General features: G+C 65.2%; 24 protein-coding genes. 21 read left to right on the top strand and 3 right to left on the bottom strand.

Going from position 1 to position 25,782, the window contains the following annotated elements; translation table 11 throughout:
• Positions 1 to 304: 304 nt before the first annotated feature.
• The 6 genes from I6F12_RS17140 (at position 305) to I6F12_RS17115 (ending at position 7,133) form a co-directional block, all read left to right on the top strand.
• Positions 305 to 2,041, top strand: coding sequence for an adenylate/guanylate cyclase domain-containing protein (locus I6F12_RS17140; RefSeq protein ID WP_225147107.1), 1,737 nt, complete (start codon positions 305 to 307; stop codon positions 2,039 to 2,041).
• Positions 2,042 to 2,163: 122 nt separating this feature from the next.
• Positions 2,164 to 2,340: a hypothetical protein gene (locus I6F12_RS17135; protein WP_192893196.1), complete on the top strand. Its 177-nt coding sequence runs from the start codon at positions 2,164 to 2,166 to the stop codon at positions 2,338 to 2,340.
• Between the two features lie 151 nt (positions 2,341 to 2,491).
• Positions 2,492 to 2,704, top strand: coding sequence for a hypothetical protein (locus I6F12_RS17130; RefSeq protein ID WP_109143656.1), 213 nt, complete (start codon positions 2,492 to 2,494; stop codon positions 2,702 to 2,704).
• 121 nt (positions 2,705 to 2,825) lie between these two features.
• Positions 2,826 to 3,083 carry a hypothetical protein gene (locus I6F12_RS17125; RefSeq protein ID WP_036009816.1) on the top strand — a complete coding sequence of 86 codons (258 nt, stop codon included), beginning with the start codon at positions 2,826 to 2,828 and terminating at the stop codon, positions 3,081 to 3,083.
• Between the two features lie 1,514 nt (positions 3,084 to 4,597).
• Entirely contained in the window at positions 4,598 to 6,319 is a 1,722-nt protein-coding gene (gene ilvD, locus I6F12_RS17120; protein WP_036012786.1) for a dihydroxy-acid dehydratase, read from the top strand.
• On the top strand, positions 6,306 to 7,133 hold the full coding sequence (locus I6F12_RS17115; protein ID WP_157286102.1) for a tetratricopeptide repeat protein: 828 nt from the start codon (positions 6,306 to 6,308) through the stop codon (positions 7,131 to 7,133). Before ilvD ends, I6F12_RS17115 begins: the two co-directional genes overlap by 14 nt.
• A 15-nt stretch (positions 7,134 to 7,148) precedes the next feature.
• Here the strand turns inward: I6F12_RS17115 and xth are convergent, their stop codons facing one another.
• On the bottom strand, positions 7,149 to 7,946 hold the full coding sequence (gene xth / locus I6F12_RS17110; protein ID WP_036028256.1) for an exodeoxyribonuclease III: 798 nt from the start codon (positions 7,944 to 7,946) through the stop codon (positions 7,149 to 7,151).
• A gap of 154 nt (positions 7,947 to 8,100) precedes the next feature.
• Between xth and I6F12_RS17105 the strand changes: the two genes are divergently transcribed.
• On the top strand, positions 8,101 to 10,410 hold the full coding sequence (locus tag I6F12_RS17105) for an ATP-binding protein (protein ID WP_225156880.1): 2,310 nt from the start codon (positions 8,101 to 8,103) through the stop codon (positions 10,408 to 10,410).
• A gap of 5 nt (positions 10,411 to 10,415) precedes the next feature.
• Here I6F12_RS17105 and erpA read toward each other — a convergent pair whose 3' ends face one another.
• On the bottom strand, positions 10,416 to 10,745 hold the full coding sequence (gene erpA, locus I6F12_RS17100; RefSeq protein WP_024342679.1) for an iron-sulfur cluster insertion protein ErpA: 330 nt from the start codon (positions 10,743 to 10,745) through the stop codon (positions 10,416 to 10,418).
• A gap of 110 nt (positions 10,746 to 10,855) precedes the next feature.
• On the opposite strand from erpA, the gene I6F12_RS17095 reads away from it, so the two are divergent.
• From I6F12_RS17095 to surE, 12 genes are all read left to right on the top strand, one after another.
• Positions 10,856 to 12,064, top strand: a complete 1,209-nt coding sequence (locus I6F12_RS17095; protein ID WP_225156879.1) for a deoxyguanosinetriphosphate triphosphohydrolase — start codon at positions 10,856 to 10,858, stop codon at positions 12,062 to 12,064.
• A gap of 9 nt (positions 12,065 to 12,073) precedes the next feature.
• Positions 12,074 to 13,864 carry an arginine--tRNA ligase gene (gene argS / locus I6F12_RS17090; protein WP_225156878.1) on the top strand — a complete coding sequence of 597 codons (1,791 nt, stop codon included), beginning with the start codon at positions 12,074 to 12,076 and terminating at the stop codon, positions 13,862 to 13,864.
• 140 nt (positions 13,865 to 14,004) lie between these two features.
• Positions 14,005 to 15,549 carry an SPOR domain-containing protein gene (locus I6F12_RS17085; protein ID WP_225156877.1) on the top strand — a complete coding sequence of 515 codons (1,545 nt, stop codon included), beginning with the start codon at positions 14,005 to 14,007 and terminating at the stop codon, positions 15,547 to 15,549.
• 46 nt (positions 15,550 to 15,595) lie between these two features.
• Complete coding sequence (gene nagZ / locus I6F12_RS17080; RefSeq protein WP_128261551.1) at positions 15,596 to 16,624, top strand: beta-N-acetylhexosaminidase; 1,029 nt, start codon at positions 15,596 to 15,598, stop codon at positions 16,622 to 16,624.
• On the top strand, positions 16,621 to 17,460 hold the full coding sequence (locus I6F12_RS17075; protein WP_036012765.1) for a ScpA family protein: 840 nt from the start codon (positions 16,621 to 16,623) through the stop codon (positions 17,458 to 17,460). Before nagZ ends, I6F12_RS17075 begins: the two co-directional genes overlap by 4 nt.
• 21 nt (positions 17,461 to 17,481) lie before the next feature.
• Positions 17,482 to 18,237 carry an SMC-Scp complex subunit ScpB gene (gene scpB, locus I6F12_RS17070; protein WP_036012763.1) on the top strand — a complete coding sequence of 252 codons (756 nt, stop codon included), beginning with the start codon at positions 17,482 to 17,484 and terminating at the stop codon, positions 18,235 to 18,237.
• A gap of 165 nt (positions 18,238 to 18,402) precedes the next feature.
• Positions 18,403 to 18,636, top strand: coding sequence for a twin-arginine translocase TatA/TatE family subunit (locus I6F12_RS17065; RefSeq protein ID WP_036012762.1), 234 nt, complete (start codon positions 18,403 to 18,405; stop codon positions 18,634 to 18,636).
• Positions 18,637 to 18,726: 90 nt separating this feature from the next.
• Complete coding sequence (gene tatB / locus I6F12_RS17060) at positions 18,727 to 19,221, top strand: Sec-independent protein translocase protein TatB (RefSeq protein ID WP_225112484.1); 495 nt, start codon at positions 18,727 to 18,729, stop codon at positions 19,219 to 19,221.
• Entirely contained in the window at positions 19,218 to 20,030 is an 813-nt protein-coding gene (gene tatC / locus I6F12_RS17055; RefSeq protein ID WP_036012758.1) for a twin-arginine translocase subunit TatC, read from the top strand. The genes tatB and tatC overlap by 4 nt, the downstream gene beginning before the upstream one ends.
• A gap of 218 nt (positions 20,031 to 20,248) precedes the next feature.
• The gene (serS, locus tag I6F12_RS17050) at positions 20,249 to 21,580 is read left to right on the top strand and encodes a serine--tRNA ligase (protein ID WP_036028231.1); all 1,332 of its coding nucleotides are present in this window, start codon (positions 20,249 to 20,251) and stop codon (positions 21,578 to 21,580) included.
• Between the two features lie 119 nt (positions 21,581 to 21,699).
• Positions 21,700 to 22,062 (top strand): hypothetical protein, encoded by a 363-nt coding sequence (locus tag I6F12_RS17045; protein ID WP_036012756.1) that lies wholly within the window; start codon positions 21,700 to 21,702, stop codon positions 22,060 to 22,062.
• A gap of 108 nt (positions 22,063 to 22,170) precedes the next feature.
• On the top strand, positions 22,171 to 22,938 hold the full coding sequence (gene surE / locus I6F12_RS17040; protein WP_036012754.1) for a 5'/3'-nucleotidase SurE: 768 nt from the start codon (positions 22,171 to 22,173) through the stop codon (positions 22,936 to 22,938).
• Between the two features lie 3 nt (positions 22,939 to 22,941).
• Here surE and I6F12_RS17035 read toward each other — a convergent pair whose 3' ends face one another.
• Entirely contained in the window at positions 22,942 to 23,313 is a 372-nt protein-coding gene (locus I6F12_RS17035) for a response regulator (protein ID WP_036012769.1), read from the bottom strand.
• 229 nt (positions 23,314 to 23,542) lie between these two features.
• On the opposite strand from I6F12_RS17035, the gene I6F12_RS17030 reads away from it, so the two are divergent.
• Both I6F12_RS17030 and I6F12_RS17025 read left to right on the top strand, forming a co-directional pair.
• Positions 23,543 to 24,193, top strand: a complete 651-nt coding sequence (locus I6F12_RS17030; RefSeq protein WP_085969151.1) for a protein-L-isoaspartate(D-aspartate) O-methyltransferase — start codon at positions 23,543 to 23,545, stop codon at positions 24,191 to 24,193.
• 109 nt (positions 24,194 to 24,302) lie between these two features.
• Complete coding sequence (locus I6F12_RS17025) at positions 24,303 to 25,688, top strand: LysM peptidoglycan-binding domain-containing M23 family metallopeptidase (protein WP_036028228.1); 1,386 nt, start codon at positions 24,303 to 24,305, stop codon at positions 25,686 to 25,688.
• The last annotated feature ends 94 nt before the right edge of the window (positions 25,689 to 25,782 follow it).

The following is a 25,782-nucleotide window of genomic DNA, read 5'->3' as shown; positions in this document are numbered from 1 at the left end:
TGCGAAAACCACTACAAACCAAGGTCCGCGACATGCGGCTTGCGAATCAAAGTACCGATCGATGCGTCGGCATCGTGTCGCATCCTCAGGCTGTCGCAACAATGCGGCAAAATACGGATTGGAACTGGGGAACTTCCGAAAGGACGGAAGAGGTAGCGGTTTTAACCTTTTGTTAACGACCAGGCTTCGCGCGACGATTGCGCGCGGTACAGGACGCCAGAACGGCCAGATTGCACGTGTTGCCTCGGCCAAATCCGGTGTATGAGTTCCCTCGCTTCATCCTTTCAGCCTTTGCCCTGTACCTATGCCGATTTTCAACCAGTCGATCCGGCGCAAGATCGTCGGCATCGCGCTCGGATTGATCGTCCTGATGCTGGTCACCTCGATCCTGTCGATGGTGATGTCCAGCCAGGTCGGCATTTTGCTCGACGAGCTGACCAACCGCTACATCCCGGCCTATAGCCATCTGGCGCGCGCGAACATCCGCTCGCTGGAACGGGCGCTGGCGCAGCGGCGGATGGTGATGACCAGGATGGAGGCGCCGTCGGACGAGGAGGCCTACGCGGCGCGGCTTCGCGACTTCGAGGCCTTGGACCGCAATTTCGAGCGGGAGGCCGAGGCCGCTCGCAAGCTCATCAACGCGATCATCGACGACCCCAGGACGTATTCCGACAACGCCGCGCTGGCACGGCTCGACGTCCGGATCGAAAGCTCCGTCACCGAGCTGCGGCGCGATCTGGACGAGGGCAATGCGAAACTGCTCAAGCAGGTCGACGCCAAGGATATGGCTGCGGCCCGCGGCACGCTGGAACACCTCGACACGCTGCGCGATGCGTTCAACCGGAAGGTCGATGCGATCCGCGCCGACATGCTGGCGCAGGTCTATTTCTCGACGTCTCAGGTGATCGGCCGCCAGCACCAGACCATCATCGTGTCGGGGGTCGTAACCCTGCTCGCGGCGATCGTCGGCTTCGTGTTTGCGCTGCTGGTGAGTAGCGGCATCACGCGACCGGTGCGCCTGCTGCTGGCCGGCGCCCGCGAGGTCGAGGCGGGCCGGTTCGACAAGCCCATCACCGTCTCGACACAGGACGAGATCGGCGAGCTCGCTGCCGCCTTCAACCGCATGATCGAGCAGCTCAGGCACAACGAGCGCATTCGCGAGACCTTCGGCCGTTACATCGACCCGAAGGTGGTGCAGGGCCTGATCGACCGGCCGGAGGTCGCCATCGACGGTGAGCGCCGGGTGATGACCATCTTGTTCTGCGACATGAGCGGCTTCACCTCGATGAGCGAGGGCATGACGCCGCGCGGCCTCGTCAAGGTGATGAACCACTACTTCACCGTGATGTCCGCTCCCATCAGGAACAATCGCGGGATCATCGACAAATATATCGGCGACGCCATCATGTCCTATTGGGGGCCGCCCTTCATCGAGGAGGATGAGCAGGGTCTGCTCGCAGGGCTCGCCGCCGTCGAGATGACCGATCAGGTGCCCGCGCTGCAGAAGCAGCTGCCGGACCTGCTCGGCATCCGCGCCATGCCGGCGCCGTGCGATCTTCGCATCGGCATCGCCACGGGCGAGGTCCTGACCGGCAGTATCGGTTCCGAGCTGATGATGAGCTTCACCGTGATGGGCGATGCCGTGAATCTCGCCTCGCGGCTGGAGGCCGTCAACAAGGTCTACGGCACCCGCATCCTGATCTCGCAGGCGACCGCGGACGGGATCGGATCGCGCCTGGAATTGCGCGAGATCGATCGTCTGGCGGTCGCGGGCCAAAGCGCGCCGCAGGCGATCTTCGAGCTGATGGCGAGACCGGGCGCGCTCAGCGATGCGCAAGTGAGCTTGCGCACGCATTATGCCGATGGTCTCGCCGCCTATCGTGCGCGGCGCTTCGACGAGGCCCGCGCCGCCTTCAACGCGGCGCTCGAGGCGGTCCCCGGCGACGGCCCCTCGCGCACGATGCTCGGCCGCATCGCTCAATTTGCGGCCAATCCGCCGGATCCCGATTGGGACGGCGTCTGGCGGCTGGAGCAGAAATAGCCGTGCCTTTGCGGTCGGCACGCCGCGCCGGAAAAAAGATGCTACTCCATAACGATGTTCGCCGTGACCTATTTCCCGGGCTTAGGTTGGGTGTCCATGAGGCGTCTGATGGGGACACGCCGATGACACATCTCGAGGACAGGCTGGAACGGTTCGAGACGCTCAGCGCCGAATGCGAGCTGATCGCCAAGCTCGCCACCGACAGCAGCAAGCGCGAGTTCTATTTGAAGCTCGGGGAACAGTACCGTCAGCTGGCCGTCGATATCCGGCAGGCGATCGCGACGACGGCTGCGGCCTGAGCCGGCTGAAATCCGTTCTTAACGTTTGGCGCGCATCCTTGGAGCAAGCGAGCATCGCCGGTCGGCGACACTCGTTGGTGGGAAGGCCGGGGTTCGCTGCAATGCAGCGCGCCTCGTGAGTGTGATTTGCCATGTCTGACAGGGCAATCCCATGCGCCTAGTTGCAGTGATCATATTCGCGCTCATGACGGCGGCCTGCGATCAGGAGCAGGACATCACCGGCTCGACGAATCCGGCCTGTCCGTTGCGCAACTACAGCTACAATCCACGCGACATGAACCAGTGCGTCAGCGCCTGCAAAACGTGCGACCGCGGCACGACGGTCACCTGCACGACCTCCTGCACCCTCAAGGGCGCCCGCTGAGCACTTTGCGGATGCGCGGAACCGGTAGGGCACTCGAGCCAATGCCGGCGGTGCTGTAGCACCGGAACGATTCACATGGATTAATCATTGAAGGAGGCGGCAGGACGCGGAGTCCAATGGAATGGGTATGCTCGATCCCGGTCGATTTCTGGTGTCGTGCTCGCATTGCGATGCCTGGCCGATGGCGGCCAATGTGAAACGGTCGAGCTGGTCGGCGTCGCCGCACGAGGTCCGCTTCGTCTGCACGCGTTGCCGCCGCGAAGAAACGGCGATCGTCTCGGCCTCCGGCGAATTGACCCCCATCAAGCGCGTGGATGCCCCGCCACGCGATGTCGCTGTCGCCTGGGCCCAGGCGCAACGCTCGCGCGGGCGGTCCTGATGTTCGGCGTCGCCGTCTCGTCGGTGTTTCGCTTCTCTGTCAATCTGCCCGCATAAAAATATTCCGCTTTACCGAAATTCGGAAATGACGTATGTGTCGCCCAACCCGGCTCAATCTCGAGGGGCGATCATGAGGTCGTCATTGTCGCGAGCCGGGCTTGCGGTGGACGCGGCAGCGTCGTGTATGAGAGCTGAGGGCAGGGCGGATTGCTCTCCGTGAGCCCGAGGCTTCGTACGGACGAGCGGCGCTGTCAGGTTCGTCGCGCCGGCATTTCGATGGCAACGTGCACAACGCCGTCGAACCCTGCGGCGCCAACGAACCGCGCGTACGGCAAAACCGTGTGGTCCTGGCCGTCGTTGCTACGGTCAAGCTCTGGCGAATGCGGCATTGGCGTCAACCGGCGCGGTGCCGGTGACTTTCGCGGGAGCGAGGGAGGCCAGAAGGAACTCGGCTCCCAGGAGAGCGCGGCATAAGCCGTCCGACCATCGCGCAGGGAAGGCCGTGTGTTGGGCTTCACCTGTATGCTGCTGTGCGGTTCTTCCTGCGTGTGCTCTAGCGCAGCGGACCGCGGGTGCCGCCGGCACCCGGCCTTCCCTGCGCCCTCTTGGCTATGAGGGCGGCGAGATCAAGCAAAGCTCGGGCGAAATGCGCTGCGGGGCCGAATACGCACGTCTGCGTCCACACATTCGGTGTCATCGCCCGGCTTGACCGGGCGATCCAGTACTCCGAGACGCCAGTGATTGAATCGAGAGGCCGCGGCGTACTGGATTCCCCGCCTTCGCGGGGAATGACAAGTGTTACTTGGAGAACGCAGCGTCGCCTCACACTCCGTCATTGCGAGCGCAGCGACTTGTCCGCGGAAGCCTTTGGCGAAGGCGGAAGCAATCCAGAATCTTTCCGCGGCGGGATTCTGGATTGCTTCGTCGCAAGGGCTCCTCGCAATGACGAGGAGGAGAGAGCTACACTCTCTCGTGCCCCGGACGCAGCGCAGCGTCCCCCCGGCGATGCGAAGCATCGTCCGGTTCGACGATGCGCTGCCGAGCCGAGGCCCATCCATCTGCGCCGTACCATGTCGCCCCTGGGTCCCGGCTCTGCGCCGCAACGCCCCCGCGCGTTGCAACTTGTCCGGGACACGAGCGAACCGCATCGCTTCGCGTGGGGCTGCCGCCGACTCACTTCGGGAATGCCCGCCTGTCGTCCAGAGCGGATGTTCTGTGCCTTCCCAAAGATCTCAGGTTGTGGATCGTCACTTTAGCGAGGTATCGCCGTAAGCAAACCCGTGTCTTCCCGGTAACGATTGTGCTGTCTGTGCAACACCCACATCGGATTTAACCCTTATCACCGGCGGTTCGCATCGCCGCCGCTTTTTGGCCACACCCGAACATGAATAAAATCGCTCTAATGTTTTAAGGGCAGTGGCGGTCTTCGAAGGCGACGAGAAAATCCCAAGGTCGATTCAAATCTTGGCTCTGATTTTTCGGGTCTGAAAGGGTTGGCCGGAGAAGCTGGTTGCGATGGGCGCGAAGATCAACAAGCAAAGGCTGCCGAGCCGTCACGTGACGGAAGGCCCTGCGCGCGCGCCGCACCGGTCCTATTTCTACGCCATGGGTCTGACCACCGAGCAGATCCACCAGCCCTTCGTCGGCGTCGCCTCGTGCTGGAACGAAGCTGCTCCCTGCAACATCGCGCTGATGCGTCAGGCGCAGGCGGTGAAGAAAGGCGTCGCGTCCGCCGGCGGCACGCCGCGCGAATTCTGCACCATCACCGTGACCGACGGCATCGCCATGGGCCATGACGGCATGCGCTCCTCGCTGCCGTCGCGCGAATGCATCGCCGATTCGGTCGAGCTGACCGTGCGCGGCCATGCCTATGACGCGCTCGTCGGGCTCGCCGGCTGCGACAAGTCGCTGCCGGGCATGATGATGGCGATGGTCCGCCTCAACGTGCCCTCGATCTTCATCTATGGCGGCTCGATCCTGCCCGGCAATTTCCGCGGGCAGCAGGTCACCGTGCAGGACATGTTCGAGGCGGTCGGCAAGCATTCGGTCGGCGCCATGTCGGACGAGGACCTCGACGAGATCGAGCGCGTCGCCTGTCCCTCGGCCGGCGCCTGCGGCGCGCAGTTCACCGCCAACACCATGGCGACCGTGTCTGAGGCGATCGGCCTCGCGCTGCCTTACTCGGCCGGTGCCCCCGCACCGTATGAAATCCGTGACGCCTTCTGCATGACCGCGGGCGAGAAGGTGATGGACCTGATCGCCCAGAACATCCGGCCGCGCGACATCGTTACCCGCAAGGCGCTGGAGAATGCGGCCGCCGTGGTCGCTGCATCCGGCGGCTCGACCAATGCTGCGCTGCACCTGCCTGCGATCGCGCACGAGGTCGGCATCAAGTTCGACCTGTTCGACGTCGCTGAAATCTTCAAAAAGACACCATATGTCGCGGATTTGAAGCCGGGTGGCCGTTATGTCGCCAAAGACATGTTTGAAGTAGGTGGCATACCGCTTCTGATGAAGACGCTGCTCGACAACGGCTTCCTGCACGGTGATTGCCTTACCGTCACGGGCCGCACGATCGCCGAAAACCTCAAGAGCGTGAAATGGAATCCGCACCAGGACGTGGTGCACCCGGCAGACAAGCCCATCACCGTGACAGGCGGTGTGGTCGGCCTGAAGGGCAATTTGGCGCCAGAAGGTGCGATCGTGAAAGTCGCGGGAATGTCCAACCTCAGGTTTACCGGTCCGGCCAGGTGCTTCGACCGTGAGGAGGACGCGTTCGAGGCGGTCCAGAATCGCACCTACCGCGAAGGCGAAGTCATCGTGATCCGCTACGAGGGGCCGAAGGGCGGTCCCGGCATGCGGGAAATGCTCCAGACCACGGCAGCGCTGACCGGCCAGGGCATGGGCGGCAAGATCGCGCTCATCACCGACGGCCGCTTCTCCGGCGCCACCCGCGGCTTCTGCATCGGCCATGTCGGGCCGGAGGCGGCGGTCGGCGGCCCGATCGGGCTGCTCGAGGACGGCGACGTCATCGAGATCGACGCGGTGGCCGGTACTCTTAACGTAAAATTGAGCGACGCCGAGCTCGCCCAGCGCAGAACCAAATGGAGCGCCCGCGCGACTAACCACACGTCGGGTGCGCTCTGGAAATATGCTCAGCAGGTTGGACCGGCGGTCGGGGGGGCAGTGACCCATCCGGGCGGCGCGCACGAGAAACAGTGCTATGCGGACATTTAGGCGTGCCACAGTTGCGTTTGTGTTGGGGGCGGCTGCGCTGGCCGTGCCGGCGTTCGCCTTCGACGGTTCGCCGGTCAACCCGAAGGACGCCACCATCCCGGTCGTGACGACCTTGCCCGGCGCTGCGGGTGCGGTGCGCACCAAGGTTCCGCCGCAGGTCGCAACCCAGGAAACCTCGCTCAGCGCCTTGCAATATGCCGCCGAGGGCGGCCACCCCATCGCGCAGTGGAAGCTCGGCCGCATGTACGCCAACGGCGACGGCGTCGCCCAGGACGATCTGCGTGCCTTCGAATATTTCAGCCGGATCGCCAACGCGCATGCCGAGGACAGCCCGTCGGCGCCGCAGGCGCAGATCGTGGCCAACGCCTTCGTCGCCCTCGGCCGCTACTATCTGGCCGGCATCCCGAATTCGAAGGTCAAGGCCGACCCGGACCGCGCCCGCGAGATGTTCTCCTATGCCGCATCCTATTTCGGCAACGCGGACGCGCAGTACGACCTCGCCCGTCTGTACCTGAAGACCCCGGACGCCTCGCGCGAGGACTACCGCTATGGCGCGCGCTGGCTTGGCCTCGCCGCGCAGAAGGGCCAGCATCAGGCCCAGGCCTTGCTCGGTCAGATGCTGTTCAACGGCGACCGCCTGCCGCGGCAGGCCGCACGCGGCCTGATGTGGCTGACGCTGGCGCGCGACAGCGCCGGCGCCGACGAGGTCTGGATCAAGGAAAGCTACAACCGCGCCTTCGCCAAGGCCTCCGACGACGACCGCGCCATGGCCCTGCAAATGCTGGAGCAATGGGTGCAGGGGCGTCGGGAGTGATCGGCTGAGGCGGCCTTAAGCCGCCTCGAGATCCAGATCCGCCCACACCGGCACGTGATCCGACGGCTTCTCCCAGCCGCGCACATAGCTGTCGATGCCGACATTGGCGAGCTTGTCGCTGGCCTGCGGCGACAGCAGCAGGTGGTCGATCCGCAGCCCCTGGTTCTTCTGCCAGGCCCCGGCCTGGTAGTCCCAGAACGTGTAGAGCCCGCCCTCGTCGGTGACGGCGCGCAAGGCGTCGCTGAGGCCGAGGCCGAGCAGGGACTGGAAGCTCTCGCGCGTCTCGGTCTTGAACAGCGCGTCCTCGGTCCAGGCGGCCGGATTGTGCACGTCGCGGGCATGCGGGATGACGTTGAAGTCGCCGGCCAGGATCAGCGGGACCTCCTCCTTGAGTCGCTCCTTCGAATAATCAAGAAGCCGCGACATCCATTTGAGCTTGTAGGGATATTTATCGGTCCCGACCGGATTGCCATTGGGCAGATAGAGGCAGGCGATGCGCAGCACCCCTCGCTTCAGCGTCACCACGCCTTCGAGGAAGCGGGCATGGCTATCCTCGTCGTCGCCGGCGAGGCCCGACTTGGTCTCGTCGAACCTGAGCTTGGAGAGCAGGGCGACGCCGTTGAACGTCTTCTGCCCGTGCGTCACCACGTTGTAGCCGAGCGCCTCGATCTCCAGCCGCGGAAAGGCCTCGTCGACGCACTTGATCTCCTGCAGGCAGACGATGTCCGGCTGGCACTCCTTCAGCCAGGTCAGGAGCAGATCGATCCGCTGCCGGACCGAATTCACGTTCCAGGTGGCTACTCTGATGGGCATTGGGAGGGCTCCGGGCAGGGGTCTTGGTTAGAACAAAATGCAAACGCGCCCGTCAAGCCGGCCGCAAAATCTCCCACAAAATTAACCCGGCTTAAGCAGGCCGCAGGCCATTGATCGTCAAGAGGTTCCCTGGGACGGATGGCCGGACAAGGCGATGAAGCGAACTCAGTCGCGTGACGGCCTGATCGGCGCGTTCCTGTATTGGCTCGGCGGCTTCGAGATCGAGGACGGTCTGACGGCCGATCTCAGCGAGCGCCAGATCCGTCGCATCCGCGCCAAGCAGATCGACGCGGTGACCCAGCTGATCCCCGTGACGATGGCCGTGACGATGCTGAACGTCGCCATCGTGCTGATCCTGTTCTGGGGCAGGGGCTGGAACGACTTCCTCGCGATCTGGGGCCTGACGCTCGCCGCCACCGCCTCGCTCGCAGTGCGCGCCTGGCGCAAGGCGCATCAGAACCCGCCGCAGGAGGCTTCGCCCCGCGCGGCGCGGCAGACGCTGCGGCAGGCGTTTTTTCTCGCCGCGATCTGGGGCGCGCTGCCGCTCGCTCTGTTCAGCCGCATCGAGCCGACCAGTCAATTGCTCCTGGCCTGCCTGATGGTCGGCATGATGTCCGGCGGCGCTTTCACGCTCTCGACCTTCCCGCGCGCGGGCCTCGTCTATCTCGCGACCATGACGATCGCCTGCGCCGGTGCGCTGCTCCTGTGCGGCACCGGCCCATATCTGGTGACCGCCGTGTTCCTGCTGCTGTTCGCATTCTTCATGGCGCGCAACATCGTCTCCCAGGGCAACCTCTTCCTCGGCAATCTCAAGGCCCAGCTCGAGCTCGAGCGCCAGACCGAGATCATCTCGCTGCTGCTGAAGGATTTTCAGGAGAACGCCAGCGACTGGCTCTGGCAGACCGATGCCGAGGGACGCCTCGTCGACGTGCCCGAGCGCTTCGCGGACGTCGCGCAGCTGCCGCTTCCGCTGCTGAAAGGCGCGCAGTTCGCCGACGTGCTCGACATGCTCTGCCCCGAGGACAAGTCAGCGGCCTACAACATCGTCGGCCTGATGGAGCAGGCCGAGCCGCTGCATGAGATGAATCTCAAGGTCGTCGCCGGCGGCGAGGCCCGGCTGTGGTCGCTGACGGCGAAGCCGGCCCACGATCGTGACGGTCATTTCCTCGGCTATCGCGGCTTCGGACGCGACGTCACCGAGCGCTGGCGCGCGGAAAAGGCCGAGGCCGAAAGCCGCGCCAAGTCCGACTTCCTGGCGGTGATGAGCCACGAGATCCGCACGCCCATGAACGGCGTGCTCGGTCTTGCCAGCATGCTCCTCGAAACCAGGCTCGATCCGGAGCAGCGCGAGGCCGTCACCACGATCCGCGAGTCCGGCGACAACCTCCAGCGCATCCTCAACGACATTCTCGACCTCTCCAAGCTGGAAGCAGGCCGCTTCCAGTTCGAGGCGATCGACTTCGCGCCGCAGGCGCTGGTCGAGACGGTTGCGACCGTGGTGCGCGCCAGCGCCAAGAGCAAGGGGCTCACGGTCAAGGTCGAGCTCGATCCGAACCTGCCGCCGACGCTCCGCGGCGACGCCGCGCGCATCCGCCAGGTGCTGCTCAATCTCGTCTCCAACGCTGTGAAGTTCACCGACGAAGGCGAGGTGACGATATCGGCGACCTGCCAGGCGCGGCGCGACCTGCTGGCGACCGTCGAATGGACGGTGACCGACAGCGGCATCGGTATCGCGCCCGACAAGCTCGACCTGCTGTTCAGCGACTTCGCCCAGGCTGATGCCTCGATCAGCCGCCGCTTCGGCGGCACTGGCCTCGGCCTTGCCATCAGCAGGCGGATCATCGAGCAGATGGGCGGCACGATCGGCGTCATCTCGACGCCGGGAGAGGGCTCGACCTTCCGCTTCACGCTGGTCCTGCCCTGGAGCCAGGCGCAGGCGTCCGATCAGGCTGGCGGCCGCGACGAAGCCGACGAGCTCCAGGCCCGGATCTCCGGTCTCGACCGGCCGCTGAAGGTGCTGGTCGCGGAGGACGATGCGGTCAACCGCATGGTCGTGAGCAAGATGCTGGGGGCATTCGACATCGAGCTGCGTGTCGTCACCGACGGGACCGAAGCCGTCGCGGCAGCCTGCGAGGGCAATTACGACGTCGTGCTGATGGACGTGCGCATGCCCGACATGGACGGGCTCGCCGCCACCCGCGCGATCCGCGCGCAAGGCGAGCGCTTCGAAGCCTTGCCGATTGTCGCGCTGACCGCCAACGCCTTCCCCGAGGACATCAAGATCTGCCGCGAAGCCGGCATGTCGGACTTCCTGGCCAAGCCGCTGCGCAAGCCGGCACTGGTCGGAGCGCTCCTGCGGGCGCTGGACGGTCACGTCATGTCGGAGGACGCACCGCTCCAGCCGACGTTGATGCCGGCCGAGGTGGCCTGGACGGACGAGGAAAGGGAGATAACGGGCGCGTAGGTGCGCTAGACCGAGAAGCTCGTCCCGCAGCCGCAGGACGCGGTTGCGTTGGGATTGTTGACGCGGAACGAGGCGCCGATCAGGTCGTCGACGAAATCGACCTGCGATCCCGCCAGAAACGGCTGCGAGGCGGAGTCGACCAGCACCACCGCATTGTCCTGCTCGATCACGAGATCGTCGTCGGTGCGGGCACGGTCGATGTCGAACTTGTACTGGAAACCGGAGCACCCGCCACCCTCGACGGAGATGCGCAGCATCGCGCCAGAACCTTCGCCCTTGAGGATCTCCCCAATCCGGCGTGCGGCCCGGTCGCTGATGGTCACGGCAGTCGTCATTGCTGGTCTCCGATAGTCCCGGCGTCATACCCAATTCATTTGGTATCCCGCGCCCGACATAGTTAAGTGCCACCATACGCAGAATCAAATGGATAGGGACTAAATTCGCCGTGTCCGTCGGAATGGCAGCCCCCCGCGCGCCCTATGCCTGCGACCCCGATCGCAGCCGCGGCCGACTGGTCGCCGAGCCCCCGAGCCGGACTCGCAGCCCGTTCCGGCGCGATTGCGATCGGGTGATCCATTCCACCGCGTTCCGCCGCCTCAAGTACAAGACCCAGGTGTTCGTGTTCCACGAGGGCGACCACTACCGCACCCGGCTGACCCATTCGCTGGAGGTGGCCCAGATCGCCCGCGCGCTGGCCCGCCAGCTCGGGCTCGACGAGGACCTCACCGAAACTCTGGCGCTCGCGCACGATCTCGGTCATCCGCCGTTCGGGCATGCCGGCGAGCGGGCCCTGGACGCCTGTCTGAAGGCGTTCGGGGGCTTCGACCACAATGCCCAGACGCTGCGCGTCGTGGCTTCGCTCGAGCACCGCTATCCCGAGTTCGACGGGCTCAACCTGACCTGGGAATCGCTGGAAGGGATCGTCAAGCATAACGGTCCGCTGACCGACCGCAGCGGCGCCCCGGTCGGGGGCTACCGCGAGCATGGCGTTCCCGTCGGGATCGCCGACTACGTCAAGACCTACGATCTCGAATTGTGGAGCTTCGCCTCGCTGGAGGCGCAGGTCGCCGCGATCGCCGACGACATCGCCTATGATGCCCACGACATCGATGACGGTCTGCGCGCCGGCCTGTTCCAGCTCGACGATCTCAAGGTGATGCCGCTGACGGCGGAGATCATCGCCGAGACTGCGGCGCATTATCCCGATCTTGAAGACGTCCGGCGCGGTGCTGAGCTGGTGCGGGAGCTGATCTCGCACCTGATCGGAGCGGTGTTTGCGGAGACAGGGAAGAACCTCGCGGCCGTGAAGCCGCAATCGGCCCAGGATGTCCGCCGGCAGAGCCGGGCGCTGGTCGCGTTCCCCGCCGAAGTGGCCGAGGAAGAGGCCGCCATCAAACGCTTCCTGTACCAGCACATGTACCGCCACGCGCGGGTGATGCGGGTGATGGGCGAGGCCGAGCAGATCCTGTTCGATCTGTTCGCGAAATACCTGAAATCCCCCAGCGAGCTGCCGCCGGAATGGCTGGTGGGGGCTGAGGCGGACGACGAGGGCGACCGGGCCCGCCGGATCGGCAATTTCATTGCCGGAATGACCGACCGCTTCGCCCTGACCGAGCACCAGCGGCTCTTTGACTCGACCCCGGATTTGCGTTAGGCGGCGGCCATGCCCCAGACATCCTCATCGCTGCATCTGTTCGCCGACGTGCTCGCACGCGTGCACGGCGCCTGCCGCGCGCTTGCGGCGGAGTCCAGCTGGCCCGAGGGCATCGATTTCTCCCGCGTCGTCGTCGAGCCGCCGCGCGATTCCTCCCATGGCGACATGGCGACCAACGCCGCCATGGTGCTTGCGAAAGAGGCAAAGGCAAAGCCGCGCGATCTCGCCGAGCAGATTGCCGAACGGCTGCGTTCCGACGCGCTGATCGCCAAGGTCGATGTCGCCGGTCCCGGCTTCATCAATCTGACTCTGAAGCCCGCCGCCTGGGCCGAGGCGCTGCGCACGGTGCTGCGCGAAGGCGCCGATTACGGCCGCATCCGGGGCGGCACCAAGGTCAATGTCGAATACGTCTCCGCCAATCCGACCGGGCCGATGCATGTCGGCCATTGCCGCGGCGCCGTGTTCGGCGACGCGCTGGCGAGCCTGCTCCAGTTCGCCGGCCACGATGTCACGCGCGAATATTACATCAATGACGCCGGCGCCCAGGTCGACGTGCTCGCGCGCTCAGCCTTCCTGAGGTATCGCGAAGCGCTCGGCGAGGATATTGGCGCGATCCCGGAAGGGCTCTATCCCGGCGACTACCTCAAGCCGGTCGGGCAGGCGCTCGCGACGGAGCATGGCGACAAGCTGCTCGCGATGAGCGAGGCCCAGTGGCTGCCGACCGTGCGCGCCAAGGCGATCGCGATGATGATGGACGAGATCAAGGACGATCTCGCCGCCCTCAACATCCGCCACGACGTGTTCTTCTCCGAGCGCTCCCTGATCGAGACCGGCAACAACAAGGTTGCCGAGACCATCGACTTACTGAAGGCCAAAGGCGACATCTACGAAGGCCGCCTGCCGCCGCCGAAGGGCGCGCCGGTCGAGGATTGGGAAGACCGCGAGCAGTTGCTGTTCAGGGCGACCGCCTACGGCGACGACGTCGATCGTCCGCTGATCAAGTCGGATGGTTCCTACACCTACTTCGCCTCCGACATCGCCTATCATAAGAACAAGTTCGACCGCGGCTTTGCCGAGATGATCGACGTCTGGGGCGCCGATCACGGCGGCTACATCAAGCGCATGCAGGCGGCGGTGAAGGCGACGACGTCGGCTAAGGGATCGCTGGACGTCAAGATCGTCCAGCTGGTGAAGCTCTTGCGCAACGGCGAGCCGGTAAAGATGTCGAAGCGGAGCGGGGACTTCGTCACCTTGCGTGAAGTGGTGGATGAGGTCGGCCAGGACGCCGTCCGCTTCATGATGCTGTACCGGAAGAACGACGCGGTGCTCGATTTCGACCTCGCCAAGGTCATGGAACAGTCGCGGGACAACCCGGTGTTCTACGTCCAGTACGGCCATGCGCGCGGCCATTCGATCTTCCGTAACGCGCGGGCCGAGGTGTTCCCGGAACTCCCAGAGGATGCCGGCGCGCGGATCGCATGGCTCGCTGAGTCGGCGGTGGAACGGTTGTCGGACCCCGTAGAGCTCGATCTTCTTAAGCGCCTCGCAATTTATCCGCGCATGCTGGAAGCTGCCGCCGCGGCCCATGAGCCGCACCGAATTGCCTTTTATCTCTATGATTTAGCCAGCGAATTTCATGCGCTTTGGACGAAAGGGCGCGATTTGCCCTATTTACGCTTCATTATCAATAATGATGCAGATCTTACAAAGGCGCGATTGGCAATGGTCCAGGGCGTCGTCTCGGTCCTGGCATCGGGCCTCGCCATCCTCGGCGTCCATGCCCCGGACGAGATGCGGTAGTTTGGGGCGAACTACTTAAGGGGAATTCGGGGGTAACCGGCAGAAGCCGGATCGCTTAGACTTGGTTGAAAGCCTTGTGGGTCGAAAGCCGTGCCTTGGTCGAGGGGCGCGCGGCTTTCCCGAAGGGACGCATCATCACGATGGCCGAACGATATCAGGACAGACCGTTTCCTTCCGATGACTATGGTCGCGGCGGCGACCAGCATGGGAAGGCGGATAGCGATCCCTTGGCCGAGCTCGCCCGTCTGATCGGGCAGACCGATCCGTTTGCAGCGCAGTCGCGTCCGCCGGCGGCGCCCGCCCAGAGCTATCAGGACGTCGATTACCGCCAGCTCGATGATCAGCAGGACTACGCGGAGCAGGCACCGTCGCCGCCCTCATGGATGCGGCGTGCCAACGTGCAACCGCAGCCGACACCCGCGCCGGAGCCTGACTATCCGGTCACCGTAAGCCCGGTCCACCCGCTGCATCGCTACGCGGCCAAGCCTGCCGCGCCCGAGCCTGTCGTTCATCAGCCCCAGGCCTATCAGGACACCTATCAAGATCAAGCTCATCAGGAGCAGGCCTATCAGCAGCATGGTCAGGCCTACCAGGAGCAGTCCTATCAGGAGCCGTATGCGCAGCCCGATCCGTCGCGCTACGACGATGCGCTCTATGGTCGGCTGGAGACAGGCGAGCAGGACTATCAGCGCGAGCCGGCCTATCCCGACGACCCTTACGCCGACCAGAGCGACTATCCGGAGGACGAGGTCGAGGAGCCGAAGAAGCAGCGCGGCGGCATGATGACGGTCGCGGCGATCCTGGCGCTTGCCGTGCTCGGCACCGGTGCTGCATTCGCCTACAAGACCTATATCGGCTCGCCTCGTAGCGGCGAGCCGCCGATCATCAAGGCCGACAACACCCCGACCAAGATCGTGCCGGCGCCGACGGACTCCGCGGTCAAAGTACCGGACCGCATGGTCAGCGGTGACGGCACCGAAAAGATCGTGCCGCGCGAGGAGGCGCCCGTCGACGTCAACGCCAAGGCGGGCGGGCCGCGCGTGGTGTTCCCGCCGCTGAACCAGAATGCGAACCCGCCCTCGGTGGCGAGCGTGTCACCATCCACCGTGCCGCCGCCGAGCGCGGGTCCGAGCCCGAGCAACGGCACGCTGCCGAACAATTCGCCGCGCGCGATCAGGACCGTTGCGGTGAAGGGCGATCAGACCGATAGCGCCGTGCCGCAATCGGCCGCCGCCAAGCCGGCGCCCGCGGCGCCGAAGCCCGTTGCCGCGCCGGTTGCGCCCGCCGCGCCGCGCAATCCGCCGACCTCGGCCAATGCCAGCGCCAACCAGCCGATGTCGCTGGCGCCGCAATCGTCCCCGGCGGCCGAGCCGCCGCAGCGGATGGCTGCGACCAACCCGACGCAGATCGCGCCCACCAGCAGCGGTGGCGGCTACATCGTGCAAGTCTCCTCGCAGCAGAGCGAGGATAGCGCCGCCGCATCCTACCGGGTGCTTCAGAGCAAATACGGCAGCGTGCTCGGCTCCCGTTCGCCCGTCATCAAGCGTGTCGACCTCACCGACAAGGGCAAGGGAGTCGTCTACCGCGCCTTCGCCGGCCCCTATGGTTCGGCCGAGGAAGCGACGCAAGCCTGCAACAATCTGAAGTCCGCAGGCCTGTCTGCCTGCTTCGTCCAGAGGAATTAATGGCGGTTTCCTTGACCCCCTGACGGGGCAGGGTTAATCGGCCGTCATGAGCACGCGGGCCTTCATTACCGGCGTATCCGGAACGGAACTGACCGCCGCCGAGCGGGAGTTTATCCGTGCCGAATGCCCATGGGGCTTCATCCTGTTCAAGCGTAATGTCGCAACACCAGCACAAGTTGCTGCGTTGGTTGCAGAATTGCGTTCGGTCGCGAAGGCCCCCGACGCGCCGGTCCTGATCGACCAGGAGGGGGGACGGGTGCAGCGGCTGGGGCCGCCACACTGGCCGGTCTATCCGCCGGGGGCCGTGTTCGCGAATTTGTACGACACTGATTCGGCCCTCGGGCTCACTGCGGCGCGCCTCAGTGCCCGCCTGATCGCAGCCGATCTCGCCGATCTCGGCATCACCGTGGATTGCCTGCCGCTGGCCGACGTGCCGGTGCCGGGCGCCGATGCGGTCATTGGTAACCGGGCCTACGGCACGGAGCCGGGCAAGGTCGCGGCGATCGCCCGTGCAGTCACCGAGGGCCTGGAACAGGGCGGCGTGTTGCCGGTGCTCAAGCATATTCCCGGGCATGGCCGCGCCACCGCCGACACCCATTTCAAGCTGCCGACCGTCGACACGCCCCGGGACGAGCTGGAGCGGACCGATTTCGCCGCATTCAAACCGCTGGCTGATCTGCCGATGGCGATGACTGCACATGTTGTGTTTAGCGCCTTCGACCCCGCCCATCCGGCGACGACATCTGCGACAATGATTGCTGACGTGATTCGCGGCGCAATCGGGTTCCAGGGTTTGTTAATGAGTGATGACGTGTCGATGAACGCGCTGTCGGGAAATATCGCCGAGCGGACTCGCGCGATCTTCGCGGCCGGCTGCGACGTGGCCCTGCATTGCAACGGCAACATCGAGGAGATGCGCGACGTCGCCGGCGAGACACCTGAACTGGCCGGTGGGGCGCTGGAGCGGGCGAACGCCGCGCTCGCCGCACGCAAGCCGCCGCAGCCGTTCGACCGCGTGGCCGCACGCGCCGAACTGGATGCATTGATCGCACGGGCAAACACGGCATCGGCATGACTGCAGAAATCCTATCGTTCGAAACCGGGCGGCCCGCAGAGCTCGCCGAGGGTGAGCCGGCGTTGGTGGTGGACGTCGAGGGCTATGAGGGCCCGCTCGATTTGTTGCTTGCGCTGGCGCGGCAGCAGAAGGTCGATCTCGCCAAGATTTCGATTCTCGCGCTCGCCGACCAGTACCTCCATTTCATCGAAGCCGCGCGAAAGATCCGGCTGGAGCTCGCCGCGGACTATCTGGTGATGGCCGCATGGCTTGCCTTCCTGAAGTCGCGCCTGCTGCTGCCGGAGCCGCCGAGCGCGGAAGGCCCGAGCGCCGAGCAGATGGCGACGGCGCTCGCCAACCGGCTGCGCCGCCTGGAAGCCATTCGCGAAGCCGCCAACCGGCTGATGAACAGGCCGCAATTGCAGCGCGACATCTTCGCGCGTGGCGAGCCCGAGCACATCGCCGAGATCAAGCACCCGAAATACACGGCCACGCTCTATGATTTGCTCACCGCCTATGCCGCGCAACGCCAGTCGCGCGTGCTGGCGAGCGTGCATCTGGCCAAGCGCACGGTGTGGTCGCTCGCCGAAGCACGCGCCACGCTGGAGCGGCTGGTCGGCAGCATCACCGAGCAGGACGATTGGGGTGTTCTCGACGACTTCCTGATCCGGCATGTCGCCGACCCGACGCAGCGCGCGACGGTGTTCGCCTCGAGCTTTGCCGCCGCGCTCGAACTGGTGCGCGAAGGTCAGCTCGAGCTGAATCAGAAGGAAGCGTTTGCGCCGATCTATTTCCGGAAGGGGCGCCCAAAACCGGTCCCGGACGCAGCTCCTGCGCCTGATGCGCCGGTCGCTTAAGTGCAAGAAGGAGAATCTGCCATGGCAAGCCTGGCTGAAGTGCGGGTAGAAGAGGCCGAGCCGATGGAGAACGAATCCCAGGCGCGTCCCGAGGAGTTACGGCTGCTGGAGGCGCTGCTGTTCGCCTCGAATGAACCGCTGGACACCGCGACGCTGGCCAAGCGCATGCCCGAGGGCGTCGACGTCAAGGCTGCGCTCGAGCAGTTGCAGGCCGATTATGCCTCGCGCGGCGTCAATCTCGTTCGCGTCGCCAACAAATGGACGTTCCGCACCGCGGGCGATCTGGCCTGGCTGATGACGCGGGAGAGCACCGAGACCCGCCGCCTGTCGCGGGCCGCAATCGAGGTGCTCGCGATCATCGCCTATCACCAGCCGGTGACGCGGGCCGAGATCGAGGAGATCCGCGGCGTCGTCACGTCGAAGGGCACGCTCGACGTGCTGCTGGAGACCGGCTGGATCAAGCCGCGCGGCCGGCGCAAGACGCCGGGCCGGCCCTTAACCTTCGGAACCACCGAGGAGTTCCTGTCGCAGTTCACCCTGGAACAGCTCGGCGACCTGCCGGGCCTGGAAGAGCTGAAGGGGACGGGACTGTTGGATTCGCGTCTGCCCACCGGGTTCAGCGTGCCGACGCCGTCGGATGATCCGGCCCTGCGGGAGGACGAGGATCCGCTGGAACCGGGCGATGACCTCGATCTCGCCCTTGCGCCTGCGGTCGAGCCTGAGAGCCCGCCAGAAGGCGGCAATGAGGGTGGCAGCGAAGGCGGCGCCGAGGACTGACGTACCGGCGAAATACGGGCCCCTGCGACCAGTTAACACTAGCAAGATTGCGTAGCGCCGACAGCGAATTGGCGCTGCCTTGGTCCTTGTTTTTGAGGTCTGCCAAGCCTAGGTTTCGGTGAGATCGGCCGGGTCCCCGGCCATGCGCGTTTGGAGGGTTGCAGGATGGGTTCACTCAGCATTTGGCACTGGATCTTGGTGATCGCAGTGGTCCTGCTGCTGTTCGGCCGCGGCAAGATTTCGGATCTGATGGGCGACGTGGCTCAGGGCATCAAGGCGTTCAAGAAGGGCATGCAGGACGACGACAAGGCTGCCGAGAAGCCCGAGCCGGCGAAGTCGATCGAGCACAATGCTGCGCCGACCGCGACACGGTCCGACGTCGGCAGCAAGGCCGTCTGAGCCGGAAGAAGCACGCGAGACGCGGGTAGCGGCCCGATCCTGCGCGCAAGGGATTGGGCCGGCTCCGGCTTCGCGTGAACGGAAGACCTCATGTTCGACATCGGGTGGAGTGAACTGGTCCTCATCGGGGTCGTGGCCCTGATCGCCATCGGCCCGAAAGAGCTGCCGGGCGTGCTGCGCATGGTCGGGCAGTGGATGGGCAAGGCGCGCAAGATGGCGGCCGAATTCCAGGGCCAGTTCCAGGAGGCGATGCGTGAGGCCGAGATGGCCGACCTCAAGAAAAGCTTCGACGAGGTCAAGGAAGCCGCCACGGGTTTCAATCCGATGAGCTCGCTCCAGAAGGACGTGAGCGACGCGCTTCGCATCGATGCGCTGGACAAGCCGGCCGAGACGCCGGCCGCTACTGCCATCGATCCGCCCGTCACGCCCACGACACCGGAGACCCCGACGCCGTCGACCTTCATGGAAGCCGAAGCGCATGCGGCCGCGAACGAGCCGCTCGCGATCACCCGTGAGGTCGAACAGGCAGAGGTTGCGCAGGACACCGCGCCATCCGAAGCGATCAAGGACGCCAAAGCGTCATGACCGACGCCGATATCGAGGCCAGCAAAGCCCCGCTGATGGACCATTTGATCGAGCTGCGCTCGCGGCTGATCAAGGCGCTGCTCGGCTTTGGCCTGGCCTTCATCTTCTGCTTCTTCTTCGCCAAGCAGATCTACAACGTGCTTGTCTGGCCGTTCGTGTGGATTGCGGGGCCGGAGAACTCGAAATTCATCTACACGGCGCTGCTCGAATATTTCATCACCCAGCTCAAGCTGGCGCTGTTCGGCGCCGGCTTCATCTCGTTCCCGATCGTGGCGACGCAGATCTACAAGTTCGTCGCGCCCGGGCTCTACAAGCACGAGAAGCAGGCGTTCCTGCCGTATCTGGTCGCGACGCCGTTCTTCTTCGTCCTCGGCGCGGCGCTGGTCTATTTCGTCGTGCTGCCGATGCTGGTGCGCTTCTCGCTCGGCATGCAGCAGACCGGCGGCGACGAGACCGCGCAGATCCAGCTGCTGCCCAAGGTCGGCGAATATCTGTCGCTGATGATGTCGCTGATCTTCGCCTTCGGCATCGCCTTCCAGCTGCCGGTGATCCTGACGCTGCTCGGGCGGATCGGCATCGTCAGCTCGACGATGTTGCGCGAGAAGCGCCGCTACTTCATCGTCATGGCCTTCGTGATCGCAGCCGTGCTGACGCCGCCCGACGTGCTCAGCCAGTGCTCCCTCGCGTTTCCGCTGATGGCGCTCTACGAGGGCTCGATCCTCGCGGTGGCGATGGTGGAGAGGAAAGCGGCCGCCGCACAGGCTGCCACCGGCACTGACGTGTCGACGCCGGCCAATCCGGCGGAGTAGGGCGACCAAGCCCACCGGTGTCATTCCCCGCCTTGTGCGCAATTGCGCACTGGAGCGGGGAATCCAGTACGCCGCGGCCCCTCGGGGAAACACTGACGTCTCTGGAATACTGGATCGCCCGCTTTCACGGGCGATGACAGAATGCTAGGGGAAAGCGCGCCAATGTAAGTTGTCGGCATAAACGTTGACTATTTACGCGCTGATCCAGGACCACAGCCATGCACGACATCAAAGCGATCCGCGACAATCCGCAAGCCTTCGACGCCGGCCTCGCACGGCGCGGTTTGAAGCCGATGTCGGTCTCGCTGCTCGCGATCGACGAGAAGCGGCGTGCGGCGATCCTCGCCTCCGAGCAGGCGCAGGCGCGGCGCAATGCAGCTTCGAAGGAAATCGGCGATGCCAAGAAGGCCAAGGACGAGCCGCGTGCGTCGAAGCTGATGGCCGAGGTCGCCGAGCTCAAGACCACGATGCCCGAGCTCGAAGCGGCGGCAAAAGCCGCTGACGATGAGCTGACCAAAGAGCTGGCCGCGATCCCGAACATTCCGTTCGAGGACGTGCCCGACGGTCTCGACGAGCACGGCAACGTGCAGCATCACGTGTTCGGCAACAAGCGCAACTATGGCTTTGCGCCGAAGCTGCATGACGATCTCGGCACCGCGCTCGGCTACATGGATTTCGAAGCGGCGGCAAAACTCTCCGGCGCGCGTTTCGTCGTGCTGAAAAAGGGGCTGGCGCGGCTCGAGCGTGCCATCGGCCAGTTCATGCTCGATCTGCACACCACCGAGCACGGCTACACCGAGATCAATCCGCCGCTCTTGGTGCGCAACGAGGTGATGTTCGGCACCGGGCAATTGCCGAAATTCGAGGACGATCAGTTCTGGGCGATCAAGGGCGAGCTGCTCGCCTCGCCGGACCATGAGCGGCTGAAGACCGAGCGCCTCGGTCTGATCCCCACCGCCGAAGTGTCGCTCACCAATCTCGCCCGCGAATCCATCCTCGATGAGAAGCAATTGCCGATGCGGCTGACCGCGCTGACGCCATGCTTCCGCGCCGAGGCGGGTGCGGCGGGGCGCGACACTCGCGGCATGATCCGCCAGCACCAGTTCACCAAGGTCGAACTGGTCTCGATCACGACGCCGGAAGTGAGCAAGGACGAGCTGGAGCGGATGCTGTCCTGCGCCGAGCAGGTGCTGCAGAAGCTCGACCTGCATTACCGTGTGATGACGCTCTGCGCAGGAGATATGGGCTTCTCGGCGCAAAAAACCTATGACATCGAGGTCTGGATGCCCGGGCAGGGCGAGGGCGGGGCGTTCCGCGAGATCTCGAGCTGCTCGGTCTGCGGCGACTTCCAGGCACGGCGCATGGATGCGCGCTCGCGCGGGCCCGACGGCAAGCCGCGCTTCGTGCACACGCTGAACGGCTCCGGCACCGCAGTCGGCCGCGCGCTGATCGCCGTGATGGAAACCTATCAGCAGGAGGACGGCTCGATCGCCGTCCCCGACGTGCTCCAGCCCTATATGGGCGGGCTGAAGGTGATCGCGCGCGACTAAAGCGTTTTCCCGCGAAGTGGGCACCGGTTCGTATTCGAAAACGCGGCATAACGAGAATCGCGTTGCGAAGATCGGGCGGCCGGCTATCCTGCCGGCCCGTCCACGCGAACCCTCCGCTCATGGCCTTGCACCGCGACATCTTCTGGGTCGGAAGACAATGGGCGGTGACGGGGGCCGGGATCCAGGCCATCGACCAGCGCCTCCGAGGCGTTCTCGACATCGGGATCGCGCGGCTCTGGGACGATGATCTCGTGCAGAGCCGGCGGGCCAAGCCCGGGGTCAATGCTGCGGATTTCGACAAGGCGCTGAGCGTGGCACGCGAACGCTTTCCGCAGGAGCCGACGTCCGATCCGTTCGTCGCGCAGCTGAAGGCGCTCGGCGTCATCGAGGCTTCCGTCGTGAACCCGGTCGTGCCGGCGATGCAACTGCGTGCAGAAGGCCGGCTTGCGCGCTTCCTGCCGCAATGGCGCGTTCGCCGCTAGCGGGACCAGCCAGGGAACCAGCCGCCGGACCGCAATCGTCCGGTTTGCCTGATCGGCGCTGGCCGGATAAGACGGCTCAGACCCGCTTTCAGGAATCGAACCTTCCGCATGCGCATTCTCTGCACCAATGACGACGGCATCCACGCTCCCGGCCTCAAGGTCGTGGAGGAGATTGCGCGCGCTTTGACCGATGATGTCTGGGTGGTGGCGCCCGAGCTCGACCAGTCCGGCGTGTCGCACTCGCTGTCGCTGAACGATCCCTTGCGTCTGCGCGAGGTCGGCCCACGGCACTTCGCCGTGCGCGGCACGCCGACCGACTGCGTCATCATGGGAGCGCGCCATATCCTGGGAGCCAAGCTGCCCGATCTCGTGCTGTCCGGCGTCAATAAGGGCCGCAACGTCGCCGAGGACGTGGTCTATTCCGGCACCATTGCCGGCGCATTGGAAGGCACCATCCTGGGGTTGCCGTCATTCGCATTGTCGCAGGAGTTCAGCGTCGAGACCCGCGAACGGCCGCCGTGGGACACGGCCCGCAAATTCGGGCCCGATATCCTGCGCAAGGTGATCGCCGCCGGCGTTCCGAAGGACACCGTCATCAACATCAACTTCCCATCCTGCGCGCCGGAGGATGTGCTTGGCATCCGCGTCACGCGGCAAGGCAAGCGCAATCTCGGCTTCCTCAGGATCGACGAGCGCCGGGACGGCCGCGGTAATCCTTATTTCTGGATCGGCTTCGAGCGGACCGCGATGCTCGACACGCCCGCCGACGGCACCGATCTCGCGGCGCTGCGCGAGCGCTACGTCTCGGTCACCCCGCTCAGGCTCGACCGCACCGACGAGGCGTTTTCGGAGCAGCTTGGCCTCACCCTGAAATAAAGGTTAGCCGCCGCGAAGCGCAGCCTCGATGGTCTTGCCGAGCGCGTCGAGCTGAAACGGCTTCTGGAGCGCCGGCCGGTCGCGATATTGCTCGGGCAGGCCGGAGGAGCCGTAGCCGGTGGCGAAGATGAACGGGCAGCCCTTGGCCATGATGACATCGGCGACCGGCGAGATGACCTTGCCGTTGACGTTGACGTCGAGAATGGCGAGATCGAACTCGGTGGATTGCGCAAGCCGCATGGCCTCATTGATGTCGCCCGCTTCGGCGGCAACCTTGTAGCCAAGCTCCTCCAGCATGTCTGCGACCATCATTCTGATCATGACCTCGTCCTCGACGAGGAAAACAGAGCGGCCCGAAAGCCCTGTCGCAGTCATGGTTGAGTCCTTGCCCATTCTCGTAAACGTTCGCAGATAACGATAGGCGACGCAATGCGCGTTTCGGCGAACGCAAACCTCGCAAATGGCTTAGCGCTTTGAAGGCCTTGTTGTGGTCAAATGCTGTGCCGAAAGGATATCATGAGTTCCTGAGCCGGAACAAGATTCTCGTCTCGGGTTCTTGCGGTGCAGTACGGCGATCCGCCAGACGAGGCGAGCGATAGCAGCAATGACGTCCCACCAGCACCCGCCGGAAAAGATGATGTTTCAGCTCACGCTGAGGCGTCGGGGCATCAGCGATCAGGCCGTGCTGCGGACCATGGAAGAGGTGCCGCGCGAGCTTTTCGTCGACGAGGCCGATCGCGAGGGCGCCTATCGTGACAGCGCGCTGCCGATCGCCTGCGGGCAAACCATCAGCCAGCCCTTCGTCGTCGCCTACATGACCGAGCAGCTCCAGCTCCAGAAGCAGCACCGGGTGCTCGAAATCGGCACCGGCTCCGGCTACCAGGCCGCCGTGCTGTCGCGGCTCGCCGGCCAGGTCCTGACCGTCGAGCGCTATCGTAAGCTCGCCGACACGGCACGCGCCCGGCTTGAGAAGCTCGATTGTCACAATGTCGAGGTGATGCTCGGTGACGGTCTCAATCTGCCTCCCAACATCGGCCCGTTCGATCGCATCATCGTCACCGCGGCGATGGAGCAGATACCGGAGAACCTGGTCGAGCGGCTTGAGGTCGGGGGCATCCTGATTGCCCCGGTCGGCCCGCATCAGGGCGTGCAGACGCTGACCCGCCTGGCCCGCAGCGAAACCGGAATCGAGCGCAAGGAACTCGTCGAGGTCCGCTTCGTGCCGGCACTGCCCGGGGTGGCGCGGGAGCTGTAGAATCCCGGATCGGCAGTGCCGCCAACATCTTATTGTGAGGGTTAAGCCGTTATTTACTCGCCGCGTGTTTACTTAAAACACCAGTTCTGTTGCGTACGAGTGAGTAACCATGTCCGCTGTCGCCGAGTTGCTTTACTCGCGCCGCGTGCCGCAGGTCGCGGTGCTGGCGCTGATCTCCTTCAGCTTTGCAGGGTGCAGCGCCGACATGTCGTCGCGGCTGTCCCAGACCAACTTCTCCAATCCTTTCGCCTCCGAGCAGACCGGTTCGGTGCAGCAGCCGCCGCCGCCGCAGCGTGAGTTGCCGCAATATGCGCGGCCGCAGACGCAGCCCGGTTACTACCAGTCGCAGGCTTTGCCTCCGCCCGCGGTATCTGCCCCGCAGTCCTATCCCGTTGCCTCCGGGGGCGGGGTGTCCGGCGGCGGACGCGGCGTCAGCTCATATGCGCCCCCGGCGCAACCGCACCTGGAGACCACGGCGACCGTCCCGCCGCGGTCGGTCGCGGCCGCCCAGCCGGCCGGCGGGACCAAGATCATCGTCGGCACCAGCGACACGCTCGACGTGCTCGCCAAGCGCTATCGCGTCACGCCGCAGGCGATCCTTGCCGCCAACGGCTACAAGGGTCCGCGGGCGCTCTCGCCCGGCCAGCAGCTGATCATTCCGTCGCCGGCAACGGCAGCGGCGCCGGCGCCAGCGACGGCTCCGGTCGCCGCAGCGCCTGCGGCGAAGCCGGTTGCTGCCGTCGCGGCACCGCCGAGCACGCACTTCGTCAACCGCGGCGACACGCTCGCCAGCATCGCGCGCAAGAACCGCATCTCGGCGGCAGAGCTCGCCCGTGCCAACGGCATCGATCCGTCGGCAAAGCTGAAGCTCGGCACCAAGCTGACCGTGCCCGGCGCCAAGACAGCCGCCGTCGCGGCGCCGGTTGCTGCGGCTCCGGTCGCGGCTGCACCGGTGGCCGGAACGCTCCAGCCTGTTGCGGCAGCTCCGGCACCCGCGACCAAGATGGCCACTGCCGCCGCGCCCGTGCAGAGCGCGCGGCTCGCCCAGGCCACGAGCAATGTGGAAGAGAAGGCTGCCGAGACGCCGGCGAAGGCTGCGGAGGCCACCGGCGCGCTGCCGACCTTCCGCTGGCCCGTCCGCGGCAAGGTGGTCACGAGCTACGGTGCCAAGACCAATGGCAAGTCCAATGACGGCATCAATCTGGCGGTGCCCGAGGGGACGCCGGTCAAGGCGGCCGAAGATGGCGTCGTCGCCTATTCCGGCAACGAGCTGAAGGGTTACGGCAATCTGGTTCTGGTTCGGCACTCCAACGGCTACGTCACCGCATATGCCCATGCGAGTGAGCTGTTGGTGAAGCGCGGCGATACCATCAAGCGCGGCCAGGTCATTGCCAAGTCGGGTCAATCCGGGGAGGTGGCGTCGCCGCAGCTCCACTTCGAAATCCGCAAGGGATCGAGCCCGGTTGACCCGCTTCAATTCCTCAATGGGGCGTGAGACTTACGTAGCCTCCGCGCGAACGGTGTCGTCGCCCGGCTCGACCGGGCGACCCAGTACGCCGCGCGGCCTCTCGATTGACAACAACCGTCTC

It is taken from the genome of Bradyrhizobium sp. IC4059, assembly GCF_020193615.1.
Classification (GTDB): Bacteria; Pseudomonadota; Alphaproteobacteria; order Rhizobiales; family Xanthobacteraceae; genus Bradyrhizobium; species Bradyrhizobium yuanmingense.
This window is presented reverse-complemented; position numbering and strand designations above follow the sequence as displayed.